The sequence below is a fragment of the Solwaraspora sp. WMMA2080 genome, assembly GCF_027497395.1.
Classification (GTDB): domain Bacteria; phylum Actinomycetota; class Actinomycetes; order Mycobacteriales; family Micromonosporaceae; genus Micromonospora_E.
In genome coordinates this window covers 3,810,747-3,834,551 of sequence record NZ_CP114910.1, presented here as the reverse complement: position 1 = coordinate 3,834,551, position 23,805 = coordinate 3,810,747, and the positions used below count along the sequence as shown (strand labels likewise).

The following is a 23,805-nucleotide window of genomic DNA, read 5'->3' as shown; positions in this document are numbered from 1 at the left end:
GATGCGCTACCCCGGCGGCGTCGCCGCGCTGACCGACGTCGACCTCGACATCCACGCCGGGGAGCTGGTCGCCATCGTCGGACCGTCCGGCTCCGGCAAGTCGACCCTGCTCAACATCATGGGCACCCTGGACCGTCCGACCAGCGGTACGGTCCGGCTCGGCGGGCACGACGTGACCACCCTGTCCGACCGGCAGCTGTCGGCGCTGCGTGGGCGCTGGCTCGGCTTCGTGTTCCAGCAGTTCCACCTCACCGACGGGTTGACCGCGGCGGAGAACGTCGCCACCGGGCTGCTGTACGCGGGCGTACCGCGTCGTCGCCGCCGACCGTTGGCCGCCGAGGCGCTGGCCCGGGTCGGTCTCGCGCACCGGGTCGGTCACCTGCCCCGGCAGCTGTCCGGCGGGGAACGGCAGCGGGTCGCGATCGCCCGTGCCTTGGTCAACGGGCCGGCGCTGGTGCTGGCCGACGAGCCGACCGGTGCGTTGGACACCGCCACCGGTCGTGCCGTGCTCGACCTGCTCACCACGCTCAACGCCGACGGCACCACCATCGCGGTGATCACCCATGACCGGGACGTCGCGGCGCGGCTGCCGCGCCGGGTGGAGATCCGCGACGGTCGGCTGGTCGGCGACGTCCGCCAGCAGCCGGTGGCCGTGCCGTGAGCCGGGTGGAATCTCCCCAACTGGTCGGAGCTGCCCCGGTGCAGCTGCCGCGCCCGGTGCGGCTGGCCCCGCTGGATCTGCTCCGACTCGGGCTGGTCGGGATCCGGACCCGCCGGTTGCGGGCGGCGCTGTCGGCGCTGGGCATCTCGATCGGTATCGCCACGATGATCGTGGTCACCGGCATCCCGGCGGCCAGTGAGCGGGCGTTGCTGGCCGAGCTGTCCGCCCTCGGGGTGAATCTGCTGCAGGCGACGGCCCAGCCTGACGAGGACGGCGTCACCCGGCTGCCGGTGGAGGCCCCGGCGATGGTGGCCCGGATCGGGCCGGTGACCGCGACCAGCGCGGTAGCCAACACCAACACGGTGATCCGCCGTTCCGACTTGATCGACCCACGCGACGGCTCCGGGTTGACCGTGCTGGCCAGCGACGCGAGGTTGCCGGTGACGCTCGACGCGCGGCTGCGGACCGGGCGTTACCTCGACGCCGCCACCGAACGGCTGCCGACGGTGGTGCTCGGCGCGGTCGCCGCGACCCGGCTGGGTGTGGTCGACCTGGGCCCGGTGGACTCGCCGACGCAGGTACGCATCGGCGACGTCTGGTTCACTGTGATCGGCATCCTGGAGCCGCTGCCGTTGGCCCCGGAGATCGACCGGTCGGCCCTGGTGGGGTGGCCGGCGGCCGAGTCCGAGCTGGGTTTCGGCGGGCACCCGACGGTGATCTACCTGCGGGCGCACGAGCCGGCGATCGAGGCGGTGCGGGCGGTGCTGCCGGCGACGATCGACCCGCAGCGGCCCAGCAAGGTGCAGGTGACCAGGCCGTCGGACGCGCTGGCGGCCAAACGTGCCACCGAGAGCAGCTTTGCCTCGCTGTTCCTGGCGCTGGCCGGGGTGGCGCTGCTGGTCGGCGGGATCGGGGTGGCGAACACGATGGTGATCTCGGTGCTGGAACGTCGGTCGGAGATCGGGTTGCGCCGGGCGCTCGGCGCGAGCCGGGGTCAGATCCGGGCGCAGTTTCTCACCGAGTCGGTGGCGTTGTCGCTGCTCGGCGGCCTCGCCGGTACGGCGCTCGGCCTGGCCGCCACCGCCGGTTACGCGGTCGCCAACGGCTGGCCGGTGGTGGTGCCGCCCGGGGCGACCCTCGCCGGGCTGGGTGGGGCGCTGCTGGTCGGTGTCGTCGCCGGCGGCTATCCGGCGTTGCAGGCCGCCCGGCTACCGCCGACCCGGGCCCTGGCCACCACCTGACCGACCACGTGTCGACCGGCGTAAGGGTAGCCTACAAGATGTGTGTGAGGTAGTGTGAAATGCGTGTGAAAAGTAGCTTGTAACGCGTGTGGAAGGTAGTTTTGGCTGGTGAGTGACTATCAGACTAGGATCGTCGATCAGGAGCTGGATGAACTCCTCCCTGGCCTGCCTGCCATCAGCGTTGAGGGACCGAAGGGGGTGGGCAAGACGGCGACGGGGCAACGTCGGGCAGCCACCCTCATCGCATTGGACGATCCCGTGCAGCGCGAGTTGTTGCGGGCCGATCCGCAGCGCCTCGACCGTCTCCCGGGCCCGGTACTCATCGACGAGTGGCAGCGGGAACCGACGGTCTGGGATCTGGTGCGACGCAGCGTCGATCGGGACTCGTCGCCGAGCAGGTATTTGCTGACCGGCAGCGCTACCCCCACCTCGGCACCCACCCACTCCGGAGCGGGTCGGATCGTGCAGCTGCGGATGCGGCCGATGACTCTCGTCGAGCGGGCCATCGCCGAACCCACGGTCAGTTTGCGTGACCTGCTTTCCGGTCAACGACCGGAGGTCGTCGGCGAATCACCGGTGGGCCTTGCCGACTACGCCGAGGAGATCGTCCGGTCAGGTTTTCCCGCCATCCGACAATTGCCGTCGAGAGCGCGTCGCGCGCAACTCGACGGCTACCTTGCCCGGATCGTGGAGCGTGACTTCCCGGAGCAGGGGCATCTGGTACGCCGACCCGAGACGCTCCGGGGATGGTTGGCGGCGTACGCGAGCGCCACCGCGACCACCAGTTCCTACACGGCGATCCTCGACGCGGCGACGCCGGGCGAGAGCAACAAGCCCGCCAAAACCACCACCGTCGCCTATCGTGACGTGCTTTCCCAACTCTGGCTGTTGGATCCCGTGCCGGGCTGGTCGCCGAGCCGTAGCACCTTCACCCGGCTCGGCAGCGCCGTCAAACACCACCTGGCCGATCCCGCGCTTGCCGCTCGGCTGCTCGGAGCCAGTCGGGAAGCGCTGCTCAACGAATCAACCCCGGCTGGGGCCACCCCCCGGATGGGACCGTTGCTGGGTGCACTCTTCGAGTCTCTGGTGACACTGTGCATCCGGGTCTACGCACAGGCCGCTGAATCCTCGATTCACCATTTGCGGACCTGGGACGGCCGTCACGAAGTTGACCTGATCGTGCAGCGTGCCGATCAGCGGGTTGTCGCGCTGGAAGTCAAACTTGCCCCGACCGTCGGTGACGACGACGTCGCGCACCTGCGGTGGCTTCGGGACCGGTTGGGTGAAGACCTGCTGGACGCGGCGGTGGTCACCACCGGTCCGGCGGCGTACCGGCGCGCGGACGGAATCGCCGTCGTTCCACTGGCCCTGCTCGGTCCGTGACCGGTGGTCCAACGTCTGCGGCTGACCCGACGCGGTTGTCCGGTTCGGTAGGGTGCGGGGGGAGGTGCCCGATGGCCGAGCCGGCGAGCAACACCCAGCACCCAGCGGACACAGCGGACCCTTCGGCGCATCCCGCCGACGGGCCGGCGAACCCCGACGGGCAGCCGTACTCCGACGAGACGCAGCCCGGCGGGCGACGCCCCTGGTGGCGGTCCCGCCCACGCTGGCAGCTGATCACCGCCGGGGTGCTGGCCGGGGTGGTCGTCCTCGCCGCCGTGACGGTCGTCGCCTGGCGGGTGCTGGCCCCGACCGAGGTGGTCACCCCGGCCGGCTACCAGCCATCCCCGCCGACCGCCGAACCCGGCCCGGTGGCCGAGCTCTCCGCCGCGCCGCTGCTGGTCGACGGACGGTTCCGGGTGTACGCCACCACCCGTCAGGTGCGCGCCGACGGCCCGATCGACATGCGTACCCAGGTCACCCCGGCCTGGTCGTTCCGGCGCTGGCCGGAGCAGCTGACCGGCGTCGTCGCCACCGGCACCACCGTGGTGAGCCGCTGGACGGACGGCGAACTCGTGGCGATCGACGCGGTCAGCGGCGAGGTGGCGTGGCGGTCCGTCGGCCCACAGCCGGCCGACACCGGGTACGCCGGTCGGCGCACCGGGGCACAGACCGTCTACGCGCCGTCCGGTCTGCACACCGCGGTCAGCGGCACCGACGGCCGGTCGGTGGTGGTGGCGCACGGCGAGTCCCAACTGACCGGGTTCGACACGGCGACCGGTCGGGAACTGTGGCGAACCATGCTGCCCGGCCAGGGTGACGCCTGCCGGGACGCCGGCTTCAGCACCACCGGCGGCCGGTTCGCCCTGGTCAACAGTTGCGCGGCACCGCCGACCGTGGAGTTCTACGACGTCGCGACCGGGCAGTTGACCGCGACCTGGCAGCCGGAGGGGGCCGGTCCGGGGCTGGCCGTGGAGCCGATCGGCTGTGCCGCCGCCCGCTCGACCTGCGGGGCGGTGCGCACCACCGGGGCGGGACAGTCCCGGGGCTGGCTGGTCGACGGCCCGGAGCCGGTGCCGGCACCGCCGCTCGACCCGGTCGACGCGATGCTGGTCGACGGGATGGCGATCCGGTTGGACACCGCCGGGGACGCTCCGGCGGTGGTGGCCGAGGTGGCGCGGACCGGCGAGCAGGCGTGGCGGTGGCCGCTGCCGTCAGCGGCGGCACCCGGTCCGGGCGGTACGGGTGACCGGTTGCTCGCGGTGCAGCCAGGCCGGGCGCACCTGCTGACCGCCACCCGGGAGCTGATCACCCTGGACGCGGCGACCGGTGCCAAGCTGTCCCGCTTCGTGCTGATCCTGCTGAGTGAGCTGTCGACCGACTGGGCCCCTGGCTACGTCTACGCACAGGACGGGTTCGTGGCCGTCGAACGGCTACGGCTGCCGGTCGACCCGGACGCCGACGACGACCGCTACTACCGGTTGCAGGAGGCGGTGATCGTCGCCCGCACCTAGGTCGCCGACACCCGCAGCCTCAGAGCGCCGCTTCGGCGGCGGCCAGGAACGCGTCGTTCTCGGCCGGCGTACCGATGGTGACCCGGACCCCGTCGCCCGCGAATGGCCGCACGATCACCCCGCGTGACTCGCAGGCCGCGCCGAACGGCACCGCCCGCTCACCCAGTGGCAGCCAGACGAAGTTTGCCTGACTGTCCGGCACGTCCGGCACCAGTTCGCGTACCGCGTCGGTGACCCGGGTCCGCTCGGCGATCACCAGATCGCACCGGCGGCGGACCTCGTCGGCCTGGTCGAGCGCGGCCAGCGCTGCCGCCTGCGCCAGCGCGTTGGTGCCGAACGGGGTGGCCACCTTGCGTACCGCCGACGCCACCTCGGGATGTGCGACCAGGTAGCCGACCCGCAGCCCGGCCAGCCCCCACGCCTTGGACAACGTGCGCAGCACCACCACGTTCGGCCGGTCACCGTAGGCGGCTAGGCCGTCGGGTACCTCGGCGTCGGTGACGAACTCCCGGTACGCCTCGTCCAGCACCACCAGTACGTCGTCGGGCACCGCGTCGAGGAACCGGTCCAGCTCGGCCCGGCGAACGCTGGTGCCGGTCGGGTTGTTCGGGTTGCAGACCAGCACCAGCCGGGTCTGCCCGGTGACCGCCGCGGCCATCGCCGGCAGGTCGTGGCCGTGGGTCGCGGTGTTCGGCACCCGCCGGCTGCTCGCCGCCGTGGTAGCCGCGATGATCGGGTACGCCTCGAACGACCGCCACGAGTAGACGACCTCGTCTCCGGGCAGGCAGGTGGCCCGTACCAGATGCTCGCAGAGCGCCACCGACCCGCAGCCGGTGACCACCCGCTCCGCGGCCACCCCGAGTCGTTCGGCGAGCGCTGCCCGCAGCGCCAGTACTCCCATGTCCGGGTAGCGGTGCGTCGACGTCGCAGCCTGCGTCACCGCCTCGACGACGCCGGGCAGTGGCCCGTACGGCACCTCGTTGCTGGCCAGCTTGATCGCCTCCGGCAGGCCGAGCTCCCGGGCCAGGTCGACCGGGCTGCGCCCCGGCACGTAGCTGGGCAGCGCGTCGAGGTCGGCGCGGGTCAGACCGAGCGAGGGGGGCATCGGGGGGCCTCCTGTCATGCGGAGCTTCCGGGGGTGTCGCGGTCCGCGCCCGGACCGCTGGTCCGACCACCGCTGGTCCGACCACCGCCGGGGCCGGCGGCGGTCGCCGGTACGCCGGGCGGCAGCTGCACCACGACGGTCTGCGCCGACTTGTCGTGCAGCGCCTGCCGCAGCGGGCGGTCGAACAGCAGGTAGACGCAGTCGATTAGCTGAAGGATGAAGCCGACGCAGCAGATCCACAACAGAGTGGGCAGGCCGAGGGTGTTCCACCGGCGGAACGACCGGGCGAAGCCGAGCTGCCCGCCCGGCTCGACCGGCACCACCTTGAGCCGGGCCAGCCGCTTGCCGAGGGTCTGACCGGTGTTCGCGACCGCCGGCACCTCGTACGCCCACCAGATCGCCGCCGCCAGCAGGATGATCACCATCTGCAGTCCGGAGGCCCGTTCGGTGACCTGCGGGAGTCCCTCGGTGGACCGGTCGTCGGCCAGTGACCGCCGCCAGATCTCATTGAACGTCGGCCAGGTCTCCACCACGTACTGCCAGACGAACCAGCCGTTGATGAAGATGTTGAGCAGCAGCACCGCGCCGATGTCGATCAGTCGGGCGGCCAGCCGCGCGCCGAACGACGCCAACGCCATTCCCTGCGGCCGGGGCTCCGGCGGCGGCAACCGGTAGCCCGGCCAACCGGGCGGCGGCGCTGCCGGGTAGCCCGGTGGCGGCGGCGGGTAGCTCTGCGCCGGGTAGCTCTGCGCCGGGTGGCCCGGCGGTGGTGGGTGGCCCGGCGGCTGCGACTCCGGCTCGGCCGGTGCCGCCGCCGACGTGCCAGCCGGTGACGTCGGCTCGTTGGCGGTGGGCGGTTGCTCCGCCGGTGGCGGCCCGTCCGGCGGGGTGGCGTCGGCCGGCAACGGCGCACCGATCCACCCGCCGCCGTCCCAGTAACGCTGGGTGGTCGGATCTGCGGGGTCCTTGTACCAGCCGGGCGAGATCGACGTCACCGGGCGGACCCCGCGATGCGGCCGGCCGGCCGGGGCGGACTGTGCATGCTCACCCTGGCACCTTAACGACCGGCGCGACCGGCACCGCAGCCTGTCGACGGTTCACCGGCCGCCGACCCGGGTTCAGAGGTTGCCCCGGCTCTCCTGCTCCCGTTCGATCGCCTCGAACAGCGCCTTGAAGTTGCCCTTGCCGAAGCCGAGCGACCCGTGCCGTTCGATCAGTTCGAAGAAGACCGTCGGGCGGTCCTGCACCGGCTTGGTGAAAATCTGCAGCAGGTAGCCGTCCTCGTCCCGGTCGACCAGAATCCGGCGCGTCTTCAACTGCTCGATCGGGGCGCGGACCTCACCGATGCGGGCCCGCAGCGCCGGGTCGTCGTAGTACGAGTCCGGGGTGTCGAGGAACTCCACCCCGGCGGCCCGCATCGCGTCCACCGACGCCAGGATGTCGTTGGTGGCCAACGCGATGTGCTGCACTCCCGGCCCGCCGTAGAACTCCAGGTACTCGTCGATCTGCGAGCGGCGGCGGGCCACCGCCGGCTCGTTGAGCGGGAACTTCACCTTGCGGCTGCCGTTGGCGACGACCTTGCTCATCAACGCCGAGTAGTCGGTGGCGATGTCGTCACCGATGAACTCGGCCATGTTGGTGAAGCCCATCACCCGGTGGTAGAACGCCACCCACTCGTCCATCCGGCCCAGCTCGACGTTGCCGACCACATGGTCGACCGCCTGGAAGAACCGCTTCGGCTGCAGGCCGGCGTCGACCAACGGCGTACGGTCGACGATCGGTGGTCGGGCCACGAAGCCGGGCAGGAACGGGCCGTCGTAGCCGGACCTGTCGACCAGGGTGTGCCGGGTCTCGCCGTACGCGGCGATGCTGGCCATCCGTACGGTGCCGGCGCCGTCGGTGAGGTCGGCCGGGGCGGCCAGCCCGGTCGCGCCCTGCGCCAGGGCGTGCGCGTACGCGGCGTCCACGTCCGGTACGGCGAGCGCGATGTCGGCCACCCCGTCGCTGTGCCGGGCGACGTGCGCGGCGGCGGACGCGTCGGCGTGCACCGCTCCGCGCAGCACGAACCGGGCGGCGCCGCTGGTCAGCACGTACTCGGCGTGGTCGCGGAAACCCTGCTCCGGGCCCCGGTAGGCGACGCAGGTCATACCGAACGCGGTGGAGTAGAAGTGTGCCGCCTGCTTGGCGTTGCCGACCAGGAAGGTCAGGTGGTCGACGCCGTGCACCGGAAACGGGTCGCGGGTCGCGGTGGCGTCGGCGTCGCGGGAATCAGTCAGGTAGGTCACGATCGTCCTCCCTCGGAGCCGGCCGATCGGGATCGCCATGGCCGGTAACGGCAGGATGGGCGGTTCATCCCCACTGGGCAACCGCCGCGACGACGGCTGGTCAGCCTGCTCACTCGTTAGGGTCGGGGGCCATGGACGCTGTACAGAATGTCCAGCTCGATCAGCTGGACGCTGAGCTGATCGCGCTGCTGACCAGGGAGCCGCGGATCGGCGTACTCGAATGTTCCCGGCGGCTGCGGGTGGCCCGCGGCACGGTCCAGGCCCGGCTCGACAAGCTGGTCGCCCGGGGGGTGATCGGCGGGTTCGGGCCGCAGGTGTCACCGGCGGCGCTCGGCTTCGGGGTGACGTCGTTCGTCACCCTGGAGATCGGCCAGCGGCACGGGCACGAGCCGGTCGCCACCCACCTGCGCGGCATCCCGGAGGTGCTGGAGGCGCACACCATCACCGGCTCGGGGGACCTGATGTGCCGCATCGTCGCGCGGTCCAACGCCGACCTGCAGCGGGTGCTGGACCAGATTCTGGCGTACGACGGGATCCGACGTGCCTCGACGATCATCGCGCTGGCCGAGCAGATTCCGTACCGGGTGCTGCCGCTGGTGCTGTCGGCCGCGTCCGGTGGCCCGGCGTCCGGCGTCACGGATCGGCGCTGAGCGCGTCGCCGAGCAGCGCCGCGTACCGGTCGCGGTGCCGGTGCACCCAGGGCAGCAGCGGCCCGGCCGGATGGGCACCGGCGAACAGCCGCAGCGCGGCCATCGTCTCGCTCAGCGGGGAGATCGCGAACCGGCTGGCAGCGACGTCGCCCGGACTCACCTCGATCCGCTTCCGGCCGCTGTCCACCTCCCGCGACTTTTCGCCCTGCGCCGAAAGGTTACCGCCCGTCGGCGTACCGGCGGCATGCTTCGACGGTGACCACCCCCACCACTGGCAGCAGCGCGCCGCCGGCCGACCGGGCCACCTTCCGGGACCTGTTCGCGGTCGGCGAGTTCCGGGCGCTCTTCGCCAGCTTCGGCATCTTCATGATCGGCGAGACGGTGAAGATGCTCGCCCTGTCCGTGCTGGTCTACCAGCGGACGAACTCGCCGCTGCTGGCCGCGCTGGCCTACGTCGCCGGCTTCCTGCCCAGCGTGGTCGGTGGGATGTTCCTGCTGGCGTACGCCGACCGCTGGCGGCCCCGGACGGTGATGGTCGGCTACGACCTGATCCGGGTGGTCACGGTGGCGGTGCTGGCGCTCGGGGTGCTGCCGCCGGTCGGTGCGCTGGCGCTGGTGTTCACCGTCGGGCTGGTGTCGCCGGTGGCGGCGGCGGCCCGTACCGCGCTGCTGCCGGACCTGCTGGCCGGCGACCGGTACGTGCTGGGCCGGGCGTTGTTCACCATCACCGCCGGGGCCACCCAGGTCCTCGGGTTCGCTGTCGGCGGTGCGCTGATCGGCCTGCTCGGGCCGTACGGCGCGTTGTGGGCCACCGCGGTGACCTGCCTGACGTCGGCGGTGCTGATCCGGTTCGGGTTGTCCGACCGGCCGGCCCGGGTGTTCGGGGCCGCCGCGACCGGTGGCGCGGTACGCGAGACGTGGCGGGTGAACCGGCGGTTGCTCGCCGACCCGCCGGTACGCGGTCTGCTGCTGGCCACCTGGCTGCCCAGCTCGCTGCTGGTCGGCGCGGAGGGGGTGGTGGTGCCGTACGCCGGTGGTGAGGGTGCCGCCGGGGTGCTGTTCATGGCCGCGGCCGGCGGGATGCTGCTCGGGGACCTGGTAGTGGGCCGTGGGGTGGCGCCGGCCCGGCGGGAGGCGTTGACCCCGTGGCTGGCGTTGCTGCTCGGGGTGCCGATGCTGGCCTTCGTGGCCGAGCTCGGCCTGGTGACGGCGGCGGTGCTGTTCGGGGCGGCGACGTTCGGGTTCTCGTACCATCTGGGGTTGGCCCGGCGGTTCCTGGACGCGGTGCCGGCGGACCGGCGCGGCCAGGCGTTCGGGTTGTCCCACATGGGGATGATGACCGGGCAGGGGCTGGCCGCCGGGGCGGCCGGGCTGGTCGCCGAGTGGGTCGCGCCGGGGCTGGTGATGGCCGGTTTCGGGGCGCTGTCGCTGGTCGCCACGCTGCTGCTGTGGCGGCAACTCCGGGTACCGCGCATGAATGTCCCCCGACACGCCTAAAAGCCGCATTTCGGTCGGCCGACTGTTCTGTTGGTCAGGCCCGGCTACGGTGGCCCGATGGCGAAGGGGAGCGCGCCGTGCGTGAAGTGCTACCTGGCCTTCGCGCTCGTCGTGGTCATCGTGCTCGCCGCCACCGGCGTCTGGAACCCGTTCCCCGGCCTGTGGGACTGGGTCAACCGCAGCCAGCCACTGGCCGACCCGGACGTCACCTGGCAACAGCGGGTCGGCGGAACGCCGCGCGGCGTCACCATCACCGAACGCGCCGTCATCGTCGAGCACCGGCTCAAGGTCGAAGGACGCAGCATCACCTCCGGCAACCAGGTCTGGGAGCACAAGGCCGACTGGGCGGCGGTCGCCGGTGACGGCTCCGACCAGGTGGTAGCCACCGGTGAACTGCTCACCGACGGCTACCAGGTGCTCAACCCGGCCACCGGTGCCGTGCTGCGTGCCGACGACGCCGCCATTGCCGTCTGGACCTACCGCGACGCGCTGCTCGACGTACGCTGCGCCGGCCCACGCGACTGCACGCTGACCGCCTGGGACCCGCGCGGCAAGACTCCACGGTGGACCTCCCAGCTGCCCGGAATGGGCTTCGTGCTGTTCGCCGACAACCCGAAACTGGTCACCAGCCGACCGCTGACCGCCGACGACGTCGCCGACGACGCTGGCGGCCCGAAGACCATGCCGACCGTTCTCGGCTTCCCGATCGACGGCAGGATCCACGTCGTCGAGACCCGCACCGGGCAGGTCCTGCAGGAGCTGGAAGAGGACCGGCACGAACGGATCGTGGTCTTCGCCGGCCGGGTGTTCAGCCTGGTCGCCACCCCACGCGACGGTGCCTGCTACTACACCGCGCGGGGCATCGACCCGGTGACCGACCTGCCCGTGTGGCAGCGGACCGGGATCAACCTGCGCACCGCCGACCGGATCGGCTGCGCCCAGCGGGACAACCCGACCGGCGGCGCCAACGTCCTCGCCGGCATCGCCCCCGATATGCGGGAAACCGTCATCGACGCCTACGACGGGCGGGTGCTGTGGACCGGCGCCGCCGGGCAGGAGCTACGCGCCGTCGACGACCGGTACGCGCTGACCCGCTCCGCCGACGGCGAGACCCTCCAGGCGTACGTGCTGCCCACCCCGACACCCCGGTGGACCCGCCCGATGCACCCGGACGCCCAGCTGGCCCTCACCCGGCACGCGGCCCTGGTCGTCGACCGCAAACCGGACCGGGTCGTCGCCCTCGACCCGGCCACCGGCACCGAGCTGGTCAACCTGCGTACCTCGGCGGAGGTGCTGGCCGTTGGACCGCGCGGCATGGTCATCGGCGACGGCCGGGAGATCGGCTACGTCCGGTTCGCCGGTGCCGCCACCACCCCGCCGGTCGGCGGCCCGGACGACCCCGCTGATCCCGGCGGCCCCGACCCCGGCCCCACCTGCGGCGGCGCCAAGCAGGAGCAGTGCCCGGCCAAGGGCTGACCCACCCGGGGGTTGGGAGCTGCGGCCACCTCTGGCCTAGGCTTGCCGGTCATGAGCAGTGCCGCCCCGTTCTCCCACACCCCGCTGCTACCGACCGGCGACGACCTGACGGAATACCGCCTGATCAGCGACGAAGGCGTCGACGTCGTGCACGGGCCGGGCGGGCGACGGTTCCTCACCATCGAGCCGGCGGTGCTGACCGCGCTGACCGCCGAGGCGATGCATGACATCGCTCACTACCTGCGCCCGGCGCACCTGGCCCAGCTGCGGGCGATCCTCGACGACCCGGCCGCGTCACCCAACGACCGGTTCGTCGCCCTCGACCTGCTGCGCAACGCCAACATCGCGGCCGGCGGAGTGCTGCCGATGTGCCAGGACACCGGCACCGCGATCGCGATGGGCAAACGCGGCCGGCACGTGCTCACCGACGGCACCGACGAGCGGGCCATCGCCCGGGGCGTGTACGAGGCGTACACCAAGCTGAACCTGCGCTACTCGCAGCTCGCGCCGATCACCATGTGGGAGGAGCGCAACACCGGGACCAACCTGCCGGCCCAGATCGAGCTGTACGCCGAGGACCCGGGCGGTCAGCCGGACGCGTACAAGTTCCTGTTCATGGCCAAGGGCGGCGGCTCGGCCAACAAGTCGTACCTCTACCAGGAAACCAAGGCACTGCTGAACCCGACCCGGATGATGCAGTTCCTGGAGGAGAAGCTGCGGCTGATCGGCACGTCCGCCTGCCCGCCGTACCACCTGGCGATCGTCGTCGGCGGCACGTCGGCTGAGTTCGCGCTCAAGACCGCCAAGTACGCCAGCGCCAAGTACCTGGACAACCTGCCGACCAGCGGCAGCATCGGCGCCCACGGCTTCCGCGACGTCGAGCTGGAGGCGCAGGTGCTCGAACTGACCCGCCAGTTCGGCATCGGCGCGCAGTTCGGCGGGCGGTACTTCTGCCACGACGTACGGGTGGTGCGGCTGCCCCGGCACGGTGCCTCCTGCCCGGTGGCGATCGCCGTCTCCTGCTCCGCCGACCGGCAGGCCGTCGCCAAGATCACCCCGTCCGGGGTGTGGCTGGAGAAGCTGGAGACCGACCCGGCCCGCTTCCTGCCCGACGTCACCGACGAGACCCTCGCCGCCGATCAGTCCGCCGACGCCGACGTGGTCCGCGTCGACCTGAACCGGCCGATGGCCGAGATCCGCGCCGAGTTGTCGAAGTACCCGGTGAAGACCCGGCTGTCGCTGACCGGCCCGCTGGTCGTCGCCCGGGACATCGCCCACGCGAAGATCGCCGAGCGGCTGGACGCCGGTGAGCCGATGCCGCAGTACCTGCGGGACCACGCCGTCTACTACGCCGGCCCGGCGAAGACTCCCGAGGGGTACGCGTCCGGCTCGTTCGGCCCGACCACCGCCGGGCGGATGGACGCGTACGTGGAGAAGTTCCAGGCCGCCGGTGGCTCGCACATCATGCTCGCCAAGGGCAACCGGTCCGCGCAGGTCACCCGCTCCTGCGGTACGCACGGCGGCTTCTACCTCGGCTCGATCGGCGGCCCGGCGGCCCGGCTGGCCCAGGACTGCATCCGGCACGTCGAGGTCCTCGAATACCCGGAGCTGGGCATGGAGGCCATCTGGAAGATCGAGGTGGAGGACTTCCCGGCGTTCATCGTCGTCGACGACAAGGGCAACGACTTCTACGCCGAGGTCACCAAGCCGGTCCTCACCGTCGGCCGCCGCTGACCCCATGGGCTCCGCACAACGACGGAACTGGCATCGCTTCTCGAACCTGCCGATTACTTCACGTCATTGTTCTTGAGTGCACGGTGATCCTTCTGGGTGGGGGTGCCGGTTGGGCTTGATGCCACAGGTGCATCAAGATGCGCCTGTGGCATCAAGCCTGCGGAGGCATCTTGGGTTCCCGCCCCAACCCGAGAGAGCGGTGCGATCGGGGTCAGCCCAGGTACTTCTCCCACGGGCCGGTGATGGCCAGGGTGAGGCCGGGGTCCTGCATGTTGACGAAGAGCACCTTGCCGTCGTCGGTGAAGACCGGCCCGCAGAACTCCGAGTCGTTGAGCTGGTTGCGGGCGATCGCGTAGGTGGGCCCGCCCGGGACCGAGCTGAGCACGTGGGACGCGCCCGAGCCGTCCTCGGCCAGCACCAGGCTGCCCCACGGGGTGACGGTCACGTTGTCCGGCCCGTCGAAGGTCAGATCGCTGTACCTCGGCGGCGTACCCTCCTCGGACGAGGTCTGGTGCGGAAAGTACGTGACCAGCTGGATGGTCTCGGCCCGGTAGTCGTAGAACCAGACCATGCCGTCGTGCGGGGCGGCGTCCGCCGGCAGGTCACCGTCCTCCCAGGCGTACGAGTTGACCACGTACACGCCTCGGTCGGTGCCCCACACACCTTCGAACTTGCGGCCCCGGGTGACCTGACCGTCGGCGAACTGCTCGCGCAGGGGAGTGGTCCGGGCGTCGCGTTCCGGCACCTCGATCCACCGTACGGGGAACGGCCGGCCCAGCTGCGCGGAGGTCAGGTAGGCGACGTCCGGCAGCACCGAGCCGTCGTCCATGATGATCTGCATCGCGGCGAGGGTGCCGGCGTCCGGGGCGAGCCGGGTCAGCACGCCGGGGCCGAGCTTGACGCGGCGCGGCGCGGTCCACCGGTAGAACAGGCCGTTCGGCTCGTCGGCGTCCTCGGACAGGTAGATCTTCGTACGGTCGGCGTCGACCGCCAGCGCCTCGTGGGCGTACCGGCCCAGGCATTTGATCGGTGTCGGGTCGGCGCGGCCGTCGGCCCAGACCTCGAAGACGTAGCCGTGGTCCTTCTGGTACGTGCCGGTGCGGCCGTCCTCGTCCCACTCGTCGCCGGCCCGGTCGTCGGTCTCCTCGCAGGTCAGCCAGGTTCCCCACGGGGTCGGCCCGCCCGCGCAGTTGTCGACGGTGCCGGAGATGGCGACGAACTCGCCGAGGTTGCGCCCCGCCCGGTCGGTCCTGATCACCGTGCAGCCGCCGGCGTCGACCGCGCCCGGGTCGTAGACGGTGCCCGGGACATGCGGTACGCCGAACTCGGCCCCTGGGCCGAGCTCGTGGTTCTGGATCAAGGTGTACCGGCCGCGTCCGGCGTCGAAAACGGCCATGCCGTCGTGCTCGGCCGGGGTCAGGCCCTGGCCGCGGTCGAGCCGGGTGACGCCCGTCCGGGTGACCACGGTGTAGCGGAACCCCTCGGGCAGGGCGAGGATGCCGGCGGGGTCGTCCACCAGCGGCGGGAACGGTACGTGGCCGCCGCCTCTCGGCGGGTGGCTTCGGCCGGGGTGGGCCTGGGCCAGCGACGGAAGGCCACCGGCGACGGCGAGGCCGACGCCAGCGGCGCCGGCGGCACCACCGGCGAGCAAGGTACGACGGGAGGAAGGCACGTCGATCGGGCTCCTGTTCAGCTCGAGGGTGTTGACGTGACGCAACCCCCGCGGACCGACGGCCACCCGTCCGTACGGTGATGAACCGGCGACATCGATGTAAAGAATCGAGGTTGCCGCTGTCGGTGAACCAGGTGCGGGCTCGGCTAGGGTCGGCACCGACGGCGGACTTCGTGCATGTCACCGCGCAGCGGTCGGCCCGGCGGATCCTGGGAAGGCGGCCAAGCTGCGCCGTCGCTGGCGTGCCGCACGGCTACTTGCTTCAAAGTCTCCGAAGACTCAAGAATCTTCGCAAGGCCGTGCCGGGCTCTTGGCTGATTGAGTGAGGCCGGAATACCCGCACTTCGGTACATGGCTGTGCCCCGGGCCGCATGCAGAGCAGAGGCGGACACCGGGGCTTACGTCGTCAAGTGTAGCGGTGCCGGGTGTAAAGGAGTAGTCGTGTCGGAGTCCTGGCAAGATGAGGTGCTCTGGCGATGCCTGTCGAAGGCTCGGTCGGCGCCGTACCTAGCTGCGGCTAGTGGCGACAGCGCCCGCGCTCTTCGTCTCTACGCGTGGAACATGGAGGTCTCAAGCGCCTTCCTTGGGCCACTCCACGTGCTGGAGGTGTGTCTACGCAACGGCGTCGACGACCGCCTGACCGTACTGGCTGGTCGGCCTGACTGGTGGCGTTCAGACATCAAGTTCACATTCGTCGCAGAGCGGATGGTCCAGGATTCGATCAAGAAATGCCGGATCCGGAAGGATGTGACACCGGGGAGCGTGATCGCTGAGTTGCCACTCGGTTTCTGGGTTGGGTTATTTGGCAGCGGTGGCTCCTGCCAGTACGAGACGACGTTATGGCGGCCTGCTCTGCGGAAGGTTTTCCCAGGATATCGAGGATCCCGAAGGGATCTCCACTCTGATCTCGATCACGTCCGCGCGTTCCGCAACCGCGTCGCCCATCACGAGCCGATCCACCGCCGGCACCTGGCTGCCGACCGCGAGACGATCGTCCGGCTGCTCAGACTCATGTCGCCTACGGCTGCCAGCTGGGTCGTCACACACGACCGAGTGCCTGAGGTGCTCGCCCGGCGGTCTGCTGTCATCGGTGGGGCCGCGTCACCCAGTTTCTGATCGCGAGGAGTGTGGTATGCCGCATATTGAGGTAGACGAGGAGACCTATCGGAATTTGGCGTTCGCCGCGAGGGTTGCGGGCATAGAGATTGGTGAGGTTGTCACCCGCCTGGTGGCACTGCCTCGGGAGCCGAGCACGCTTGAGCTGGTGGGGGATGAGCCCACTTCGATCCCTGTCTACGCTGACTACGACGGCCACCGGACTCGGGCATGTTTCACTCCGGGACCAGGGCGGGTCGAAATTCTGAGCGGCCCGCTCGCTGGTTCGGTGTACCGCACGCCGAGCGAGGCTGCTCGGGCCGTGGTGAGCGAACGGCGCCCCGGGGTCAACCCACAGCGGAACGGCTGGACCTTCTGGATCGAGACAGCTACCGGGGCACCTATCCAACGGTTGCGCCACGTCAGAAGTTGACGTCCGCTACCCGCCCTCCGGCGCCGTCCTGCTGGTGGCCGCAGTGGCCGGTGTGCGTCACGGGGGCGGAGCCTGGGGACCCGGTACGGGCGGCTCGGTGGGGCGCACGCTGAACAGGTCACCGGGCTGGCAGTGCAGCACGTCGCAGATGGCGGTCAGAGTGGAGAACCGGACCGCTCTGGCCCGGTCATTCTTTAACACCGACAGGTTGACCACGGTGACTCCGGCCCGGTCGGCGAGTTCGGTGAGGGTCATCCGGCGGTCGGCGAGCAGCCGGTCGAGGTGGCAGACCACCCGGTGATTGGCGGACTGTTCGTCGTCGGTCGGGGCCATCAGACCAGTCCGTCGAGGTCGGCGCGCATCGCCGTGCCCCGGCGCAGGAACTCGGCCGCCGCGCCGACCCGGCGGGCGTTGCGCGGGTGGAACGGGTCCGCTGAGCGCAGCGACCGCACCACCCGCCACAGCAGTCCGCCGGCCGTCGCGACGACGGCGGCGAGCAGCAGCGCCGGCCCGAAGATCCAGAGTCGGTCGCCGACGGTCGGCTCGGTCACGGTCAGCAGGGCGGCGTCCTGGGGCGTGAGCGTGAAGCGGCCGGCGGTGGCCTGCGGTCCGAGGTCGGTGGTGGGGTTCACCGTGACGGGCGCGACCAGGTTGTCGGCGATCAGTACGCCGATTGCCGAGGCGGCGGCCAGCAGGGTGCCGAGCGCCACGGCACCTGCCGTGACCGTCTCGAAGGCCCACTGACCGGCCGGAGCGGTACGGGGACGACGCCCCTGCTCGATGTCGTGCCGCACGGCGGCCCTCCCTATCGAAATTCGATATGAAACTGGGTCTAGTATATCGAATCTCGATATGCCGACGGCGGGTCGCCCCGCCACCAGCACGTCGGAGCGACCGCATCCGCCCACCGGAAGGCTGGACCAGCACAATGACCATCCCCGTTCCCGTCCGCTCCGCCGGGGTGTTCCTGGCCGGCGCGCTCATCTGCTTCGTCGGCCCACCGCTGGCCATGGGACTCTTCGCGGCCGACGGGGTGCCGGCGGTGCTGGTCGCGGTCGCCGTCGCCGAACTGGTGTCGGCCGCCGCCCTCATCGCCTGGTGGTTACGCCGCCACGGGCTGCCCCGCCGAAGTCTCGGCCTGACCTCGCGGCACTGGCGGCGGGACATGCTGATCGCGGTGGCCACCGTTCCACCCCGCCTGCTACTGGAGTTCGGGGTGCTGATGCCGGCGGCCGGCGGCGAAGCCAACCCGGAGGTCCAGGAGATCCTGCGCATGTCCGCCGCCGGGCCGGCCGCGTTGGCCGCCACCATCTTCCTGGGGATCGTCGGCGGCGGCATCGCCGAGGAGCTGTACTTCCGCGGGTTCCTGCTCGGGGCGATCCCGCAGCGGTCCGCCCGCCCCCGGGTGGCGCTGTGGGTGGCGGCGGTCGTCTCGGTGGTCCTGTTCGGCGTGCTGCACCTGCCGGCCAGCGCGCTGGACGGGCTGTCCATCACCGTCGCCGGTCTGGTCTACACCGGGCTGTTCCTGGCCACCCGCCGGCTGACCGCGCCCATGGTGGCCCACGCGCTGTGGAACGCCGCCGCGCTCGGCACGGTCCTGCTCAGCTACGGCTGATCACAGCTGGGTGGCGGTCCGGACGAGCCCGGCGACGGCACGGGAGCGGTTGTCCGGCAGCCAGGCGAGCACGGTGGTGACGTGCGGCGCGTCGGTCAGCGGCACTGCCGTGTGCGCGCTCCACAGCCACGACCGGGACGAGGCGCACAGCACGGCCATGGTGTGCCCGAGGGCGATCAGCTGGGCCAGCTGCGACTGGTCGTGGATCTCCGGCCCGGGTCCGGGTTCGTACGTACCGTCCGGGCGCGGCCAGCGGGCGACCGGCAGCCCCGGCACGTCGCCGATGCCGGCCATGGTCAACGACGTACGGGTGGCGAGCGGATGCCCGGCCGGGAGGATCGCGACCTGCTGCTCGGTCAGCAGATCCTCAGTGTCGAAGCCGGTGAGCGAGTCGAACGGCCGCTGCATCAGGGCGGCGTCGGCGCGGCCGTCGCGCAGCATCCGCGCCTGGTCGCCCATGCCGCACAGCAGCACGTCGATCTCGGCCGCGTCCGGCTCGACGGCGTGCGCGTCGAGCAGCTTCTGCAGCAGTTCGTGGCCCGCGCCGGCCTTGGTGACCAGGGTCAGCCGGTTCGCGCCGGCGGCGGCGCGGCGGGTACGCCGGGCCGCCGCCGCGGTGGCGGCCAGGATGACGCGGGCCTCGTCGAGCAGCACCTGACCTGCGTCGGTGAGTGCCACTCTTCGGCGGTCGCGGTCGAGCAGGGTGACGCCGAGGCGGCGTTCGAGCCGGGCGATCGCCCGGGACAGCGGCGGCTGGGCGATGCCGAGCCGTTCGGCCGCCCGGCTGAAGTGCAGCTCCTCGGCGACCGTGACGAAGTACCGCAGCTCACGGGTCTCCAGCGTCTCCACGCCGACAACGATACGTCGGTGATACCCGCCGGGTATGACAGCGGAACTCAACTGGTGTAACGACGGCGGCTACCGCCGCGCCACCATCGGCGTCATGACCGAAACGAAGGCCACGACCGGAACGAAGACCGCGCTGGTCACCGGCGCGAACAAGGGACTCGGCTACGAGATCGCCGCCGGGCTCGGCGTGAAGGGCTACCGGGTGGCGGTGGGAGCGCGCGACGCCGCCCGCGGCGAAGCGGCCGTCAAGACGCTGTACGCCGCCGGCGTCGACGCGTTCGCCGTACCGCTGGACGTCACCGACGACCGCAGCGTCACCGAGGCCGCGCAGCTGATCGAACGCACCGCTGGAGGACTTGACGTCCTGGTCAACAACGCCGGCATCGCCGGCGAGACCGGGCCGGGGTGGGAGCAGGACCCGACCACGCTCGACCTCGACGCGGTCCGCCAGGTCGTCGACACCAACGTGTACGGCGTGATCCGCGTGACCAACGCGATGCTGCCGCTGCTGCGCCGGTCGCCGTCGCCGCGCATCGTCAACATCTCCAGCAGCGTCGGCTCACTGACCTGGCAGTCGGACCCGGAGATCAACGTCGGCCCGATCATGGCGGCCTACTCGCCGACGAAGACGTACCTCAACGCGGTCACCGTGCACTACGTGCGGCAACTCGCCGGCACCGACATCCTGATCAACACGGCCTGTCCGGGGCTGGTCGCCACCGACTTCACCGGCGGTGTCGGGCGTCCGGTCCAGGAGGCCGCTGCCACCCCGATCCGGCTGGCCACCCTGCCCGACGGCGGCCCGACCGGCACGTTCGTCAACGACGACGGCAGCATCCCCTGGTGATCTCCCGGCCCTGTCGGTGACTCCGCCTTGCTGGTGACCGGGCTGGACCAGCCCGGTCACCAGAGGGGGACCGGCGCGGCGGGCGGCGGGGACGGGCAGCGCCGACAGTTCAGCGTCCGGGCCGTCGGCTCCGTCGCCGGCCCACCGTTGGTCGCCCCCATCAGTGCCGTTGTCACCGGATCCGCTGTTGTCGCCGCTGCCCGGCCCGAGCAAGGTGCAGGACGCCAGCCGGGTCAGCCCGGTCGGCCGCGCCGCGTGCCGGCCGATCGCGATCTCGATCCGTTCGAGGGCGGCCCGCCGCTTGTCCCGCAGCGGCCCCACGATCGCGTTCTGGGCGAAGTTCGGGCCGCCCTCGCCGGCTGTGGTCAACAACCGTTCGTTGGCCTCGGCGATCTGCCGGAGGCTCAGATTCTGGTCGACCTCGGCCGCTGCCTGCGCCGGTACGGCCGGCAGCCGGTCCGGTACGGTCGGGCACTCGACCATCGGGTTGGCCTGCGTCCGACCGTCCGTGCTGTGCCCGGCATGGAGGGCGTCGTAGCTGACCGCACAGTCGACCAGCGACATCAGACCGGTCGGTCGGGTCGCCCGGTCACAGGCCCGCGATGTTCAGGGTGACCTTCGACATCGGCCGGTCCACGCAGGTGAGCAGGTAGCCGTCGGCCCGCTGCCGTGGGGTGAGGCAGTTCGGTTCGTGCTGCTTGACCTGGTGCCGCAGGTGTCTCGGTAGCCGAAGGCCGCGATCGGGCAGCGCCAGGATGCTCCGGCAGCCCTCGTCAAGGGCTGGTCACCTGGTTCACCTCCACCACCGGGCCGGCGAGCGCGTCCCGCGCTGCAGCATCCGGCGCGGCAACCACGAGCCCGCTGTGTGCGTCGTGGTCCGATCCGGGTCTGCGATGATGGCGGGATGTCCACCGGTACCGCACCGGCCGCTCAGCCGTTCGCGCACCTGCAGGCGCAGAATGTCACCCTGTACCGGGACGTGCTGGACGCCTTCATCCGCGCGAAACGTCGGTTCACCGTGCATCTGCGGCCGGAGGACGTCCTGGCCGAGATCGGCCCCGGGGTGTCGCTGGAGGCCGTCGCGGCGGCGCTGGCCCAGCTCGCCGAGTGGGGCAACCTGCGGGCCGACCCGGACACCGGACGGGTCACCACCGTGGAAGACTTCCACCGCGCCCGCTACCTCTACCAGTTGAGCGCGCACGGCCACGCCGCCGAGCAGGCCATCGCCACGTACGAGGAGGCGATCGGCCGACGCGGCGCCCTGCAGTCGGTGGCGCTGTCCGACATCGCCGACCAGCTGCGCGCCCTGCTGGGCATCGCCACCGAGGCCGCCGCCGGGTCCGCGCCCGACCCGGCGAAGACCCACCTGCTGATGCTGAGCCTGGTCGACCGGTTCACCGGGCTGGCCGACAACGCGCAGGCGTTCATGGCGTCGCTGCGGCGGGCCGTCGACTTCGCCGACGCCGACGTGGCGGCCTTCCTCGCGTACAAGGAACAGCTGATCGCGTACCTCGAACGGTTCATCGCCGATCTCGCCAACCGGGGCGCGGAGATCGCCAACCTGGCCCACCGGATCGAGGCGACCGGGGTACGCCCGCTGCTGGAGATAGTGGCCCGCCGGGAGGCCGTCGACGCCGCACCCGGCGAGGACGCCGACGACCGGGCACTGCACCAGGCGCGGGTGGTCTGGCAGCAACGCTGGGACGGGCTGCGGGACTGGTTCGTCAGCGGCGACGCCAGCCGGCAGTCCCAGGCACGGCTGCTGCGTACCGCCGCCATCGGCGCGATCCGGCAGCTGCTCGGCGCGGTGGCGTCGATCAACGAACGTCGGGCCGGCCGGTCGGACCGGTCGGCCGACTTCCGGTCGCTCGCATTGTGGTTCGCGCAGGCCTCCGACGACGAGGCCGCGCACCGGCTGTGGCACACCGCGTTCGGCCTGTCGCCGGTGCGGCACCTGACCGTGACGACCGAGACCCTGGCCGCGGTCGAGCAGCGACCGGTGCCGGCATCGACGTCGTGGGCCCAGGCACCCCGGCTGGAGATCAGCCCTCGACTGCGCAAAACCGGATCGTACGAGCGGCGTGGCTCGCCGAGCCGGGTGCTGGACCGATCCGCGCAGCGGCGGCAGTTGGCCGAACGTGCCGAGCGGGAGACGACCCAGACGGCCCGCGCCCGAGCGGCGTTGGCCACTGACGGGCCCGTCCCACTGTCGCGCCTCGGTGAACTGGACACCGCCGAGTTCCGGCTCTTTCTCCATCTGCTGGGCGACGCGCTGGCGGCCCGGCGGCCGGACGCCACGGAGGTGACCACCACCACCTCCGACGGCACGCTACGGGTACGTCTGGTCCGCGTCGACGGGGCGCCGCCGGTGCGGATCGTCACCGCCGACGGGGTGCTCACCGGGCCGGAGCATCTGGTCGACATAACCGACCTGGCTCCGACCGGAGCCGACCTGGTCTCTGCCGGCCCGCTCTCTGCCGGAGCCGACCTCGCGGCGGTCGGGGCGGCCGGGTGAGGGCGCGCGGCCCGGCCGAGGGCGACTCCTCGGGCCGGCTGCAGCGGGCCGCCCGGCTGCTGCTCGCCCGCCCGCTGCTGGTCGCCGGGCTGACCCCGGACGCCGAGTTCCGGCTGGTCCGCACGTACGCCGTAGAGCTGCGCGAGTGGTTCGACCGGGAGACCGGGTGGCGGCTGGTCGCCGACGCCCAGACGATCCGGCTGATGAAGCTGACCGCCGACCCACAGGACCAGACCCACCCGGCCCGGGATCCGAAGGCCAGGACCCCGTTCTCCCGGCAACGGTACGTGTTGACCTGCCTCGCCCTGGCCGCGCTGGAACGCGCCGACGGGCAGATCACCCTGGGCCGGCTGGCCGAGGACGTGGTGCTTGCCGCCGCCGATCCGGCGCTGGCCGCCACGGGGTTCACGTTCGCCCTGGACCGGCGGGAGCGGCGGGCCGACATGGTGGCGGTGGTCCGGCTGCTGCTGCACTGGGGGGTGCTGCGCCGGGTGGCCGGCCACGAGGACGCGTACCTCGGCACCAGTGGTGACGTGCTCTACGACGTTGACCGGCGGGTGATCGCCGGCCTGCTGGCCAGCAGCCGCGGCCCGTCGATGATCGGTGACGTGGCACCGGACGGCCGGCTGGCGGCGCTGACCGTCGAGGTGGTGCCCGATGTCGAGGATGCCCGCAACCGGGCGCTGCGGCACCGGCTCACCCGGCTGCTGCTCGAACAGCCGGTCGTCTACTACGACGAGCTGACCGAGGCCGAGCTGGCCTATCTGACCAGCCAGCGGTACGCCATCCTGAACCGGATCACCCAACTGACCGGATTGGTTGGCGAGGTACGGGCCGAAGGGGTCGCGATGGTGGATCCGGCCGACGAGCTGACCGACGTCCGGATGCCGGCCGAGGGGATGCAGAGCCACCTGACGCTGCTGCTGGCGGAGCGGATCGCGGCGGCCGGTGCCGGCGCGGCGGGCACAGGCGGCCTGCGGGTCAGCGAGCTGCACCGGCACACCCGCGAGCTGGCCCGGGCGCACCGGTCGTACTGGCGCAAACACGCCACCGATCCGGGCGCCGAGGTCGAACTGGTCGCCACCGCGTTGGACGCGCTGCGTGCCCTGAAACTGATCACGGTCGAACCGGCCGAGGACCCGCTGGTCGTCGCCCGCCCGGCGATCGCCCGTTACGCCCTGGCGGAGCCGACGATCCGCCAGAGCCGTCCCGCCGCCCTGAGGAGGTAACCGTCAC

Annotated in this window: 21 protein-coding genes; 13 read left to right on the top strand and 8 right to left on the bottom strand. The window is 71.7% G+C overall.

Annotated elements, in window-relative coordinates:
* The first annotated feature begins 1 nt into the window (after position 1).
* The 4 genes from O7543_RS17445 (at position 2) to O7543_RS17430 (ending at position 4,796) form a co-directional block, all read left to right on the top strand.
* Positions 2–661 carry an ABC transporter ATP-binding protein gene (locus tag O7543_RS17445; protein WP_281555812.1) on the top strand — a complete coding sequence of 220 codons (660 nt, stop codon included), beginning with the start codon at positions 2–4 and terminating at the stop codon, positions 659–661.
* A gap of 5 nt (positions 662–666) precedes the next feature.
* The gene (locus O7543_RS17440) at positions 667–1,902 is read left to right on the top strand and encodes an ABC transporter permease (protein WP_281552849.1); all 1,236 of its coding nucleotides are present in this window, start codon (positions 667–669) and stop codon (positions 1,900–1,902) included.
* Positions 1,903–2,010: 108 nt separating this feature from the next.
* Positions 2,011–3,285: a DUF4143 domain-containing protein gene (locus O7543_RS17435; RefSeq protein ID WP_281552850.1), complete on the top strand. Its 1,275-nt coding sequence runs from the start codon at positions 2,011–2,013 to the stop codon at positions 3,283–3,285.
* Positions 3,286–3,356: 71 nt separating this feature from the next.
* On the top strand, positions 3,357–4,796 hold the full coding sequence (locus O7543_RS17430) for a PQQ-binding-like beta-propeller repeat protein (protein WP_281552851.1): 1,440 nt from the start codon (positions 3,357–3,359) through the stop codon (positions 4,794–4,796).
* A gap of 19 nt (positions 4,797–4,815) precedes the next feature.
* Here O7543_RS17430 and hisC read toward each other — a convergent pair whose 3' ends face one another.
* From hisC to hppD, 3 genes are all read right to left on the bottom strand, one after another.
* Entirely contained in the window at positions 4,816–5,901 is a 1,086-nt protein-coding gene (gene hisC / locus O7543_RS17425) for a histidinol-phosphate transaminase (RefSeq protein ID WP_281552852.1), read from the bottom strand.
* Positions 5,902–5,915: 14 nt separating this feature from the next.
* Entirely contained in the window at positions 5,916–6,896 is a 981-nt protein-coding gene (locus O7543_RS17420) for an RDD family protein (RefSeq protein WP_281552853.1), read from the bottom strand.
* Positions 6,897–7,019: 123 nt separating this feature from the next.
* Positions 7,020–8,186 carry a 4-hydroxyphenylpyruvate dioxygenase gene (hppD, locus tag O7543_RS17415; RefSeq protein ID WP_281552854.1) on the bottom strand — a complete coding sequence of 389 codons (1,167 nt, stop codon included), beginning with the start codon at positions 8,184–8,186 and terminating at the stop codon, positions 7,020–7,022.
* Positions 8,187–8,317: 131 nt separating this feature from the next.
* Here hppD and O7543_RS17410 point away from each other — a divergent pair, with 131 nt between their 5' ends.
* Positions 8,318–8,836 (top strand): Lrp/AsnC family transcriptional regulator, encoded by a 519-nt coding sequence (locus O7543_RS17410; protein WP_281552855.1) that lies wholly within the window; start codon positions 8,318–8,320, stop codon positions 8,834–8,836.
* On the opposite strand, the gene O7543_RS17405 is transcribed toward O7543_RS17410, so the two are convergent.
* Positions 8,820–9,023, bottom strand: coding sequence for a hypothetical protein (locus tag O7543_RS17405; protein WP_281555827.1), 204 nt, complete (start codon positions 9,021–9,023; stop codon positions 8,820–8,822). The genes O7543_RS17410 and O7543_RS17405 overlap by 17 nt on opposite strands.
* A 68-nt stretch (positions 9,024–9,091) precedes the next feature.
* Here O7543_RS17405 and O7543_RS17400 point away from each other — a divergent pair, with 68 nt between their 5' ends.
* The 3 genes from O7543_RS17400 to O7543_RS17390 are packed head-to-tail and all read left to right on the top strand — an operon-like array spanning position 9,092 to position 13,543.
* Entirely contained in the window at positions 9,092–10,333 is a 1,242-nt protein-coding gene (locus O7543_RS17400; RefSeq protein ID WP_281552856.1) for an MFS transporter, read from the top strand.
* 57 nt (positions 10,334–10,390) lie between these two features.
* Complete coding sequence (locus tag O7543_RS17395; RefSeq protein WP_281552857.1) at positions 10,391–11,809, top strand: PQQ-binding-like beta-propeller repeat protein; 1,419 nt, start codon at positions 10,391–10,393, stop codon at positions 11,807–11,809.
* Positions 11,810–11,860: 51 nt separating this feature from the next.
* Entirely contained in the window at positions 11,861–13,543 is a 1,683-nt protein-coding gene (locus O7543_RS17390) for a fumarate hydratase (protein WP_281552858.1), read from the top strand.
* A 211-nt stretch (positions 13,544–13,754) separates the two neighbouring features.
* Here O7543_RS17390 and O7543_RS17385 read toward each other — a convergent pair whose 3' ends face one another.
* A complete protein-coding gene (locus tag O7543_RS17385) occupies positions 13,755–15,215 on the bottom strand; it encodes an alkaline phosphatase PhoX (protein ID WP_281552859.1) in 1,461 nt (486 codons plus the stop codon).
* A 441-nt stretch (positions 15,216–15,656) separates the two neighbouring features.
* On the opposite strand from O7543_RS17385, the gene O7543_RS17380 reads away from it, so the two are divergent.
* Positions 15,657–16,331, top strand: coding sequence for a hypothetical protein (locus O7543_RS17380; protein ID WP_281567157.1), 675 nt, complete (start codon positions 15,657–15,659; stop codon positions 16,329–16,331).
* 469 nt (positions 16,332–16,800) lie between these two features.
* Here O7543_RS17380 and O7543_RS17375 read toward each other — a convergent pair whose 3' ends face one another.
* Both O7543_RS17375 and O7543_RS17370 read right to left on the bottom strand, forming a co-directional pair.
* Positions 16,801–17,076, bottom strand: a complete 276-nt coding sequence (locus tag O7543_RS17375; protein ID WP_281552861.1) for a helix-turn-helix transcriptional regulator — start codon at positions 17,074–17,076, stop codon at positions 16,801–16,803.
* The gene (locus O7543_RS17370; RefSeq protein WP_281552862.1) at positions 17,076–17,537 is read right to left on the bottom strand and encodes a hypothetical protein; all 462 of its coding nucleotides are present in this window, start codon (positions 17,535–17,537) and stop codon (positions 17,076–17,078) included. The genes O7543_RS17375 and O7543_RS17370 overlap by 1 nt, the downstream gene beginning before the upstream one ends.
* A 134-nt stretch (positions 17,538–17,671) precedes the next feature.
* Between O7543_RS17370 and O7543_RS17365 the strand changes: the two genes are divergently transcribed.
* Complete coding sequence (locus O7543_RS17365; RefSeq protein WP_281552863.1) at positions 17,672–18,358, top strand: CPBP family intramembrane glutamic endopeptidase; 687 nt, start codon at positions 17,672–17,674, stop codon at positions 18,356–18,358.
* On the opposite strand, the gene O7543_RS17360 is transcribed toward O7543_RS17365, so the two are convergent.
* A complete protein-coding gene (locus tag O7543_RS17360; protein WP_281555813.1) occupies positions 18,359–19,198 on the bottom strand; it encodes a LysR family transcriptional regulator in 840 nt (279 codons plus the stop codon). It lies immediately after the preceding gene.
* 103 nt (positions 19,199–19,301) lie between these two features.
* Between O7543_RS17360 and O7543_RS17355 the strand changes: the two genes are divergently transcribed.
* The 3 genes from O7543_RS17355 to O7543_RS17345 all read left to right on the top strand — a co-directional run bounded on the left by O7543_RS17355 (position 19,302) and on the right by O7543_RS17345 (position 23,798).
* The gene (locus O7543_RS17355) at positions 19,302–20,054 is read left to right on the top strand and encodes an SDR family oxidoreductase (RefSeq protein ID WP_281552864.1); all 753 of its coding nucleotides are present in this window, start codon (positions 19,302–19,304) and stop codon (positions 20,052–20,054) included.
* A gap of 904 nt (positions 20,055–20,958) precedes the next feature.
* Entirely contained in the window at positions 20,959–22,569 is a 1,611-nt protein-coding gene (locus O7543_RS17350; RefSeq protein WP_281552865.1) for a TIGR02677 family protein, read from the top strand.
* Positions 22,566–23,798, top strand: coding sequence for a TIGR02678 family protein (locus O7543_RS17345; protein ID WP_281552866.1), 1,233 nt, complete (start codon positions 22,566–22,568; stop codon positions 23,796–23,798). The genes O7543_RS17350 and O7543_RS17345 overlap by 4 nt, the downstream gene beginning before the upstream one ends.
* Positions 23,799–23,805: the final 7 nt, after the last annotated feature.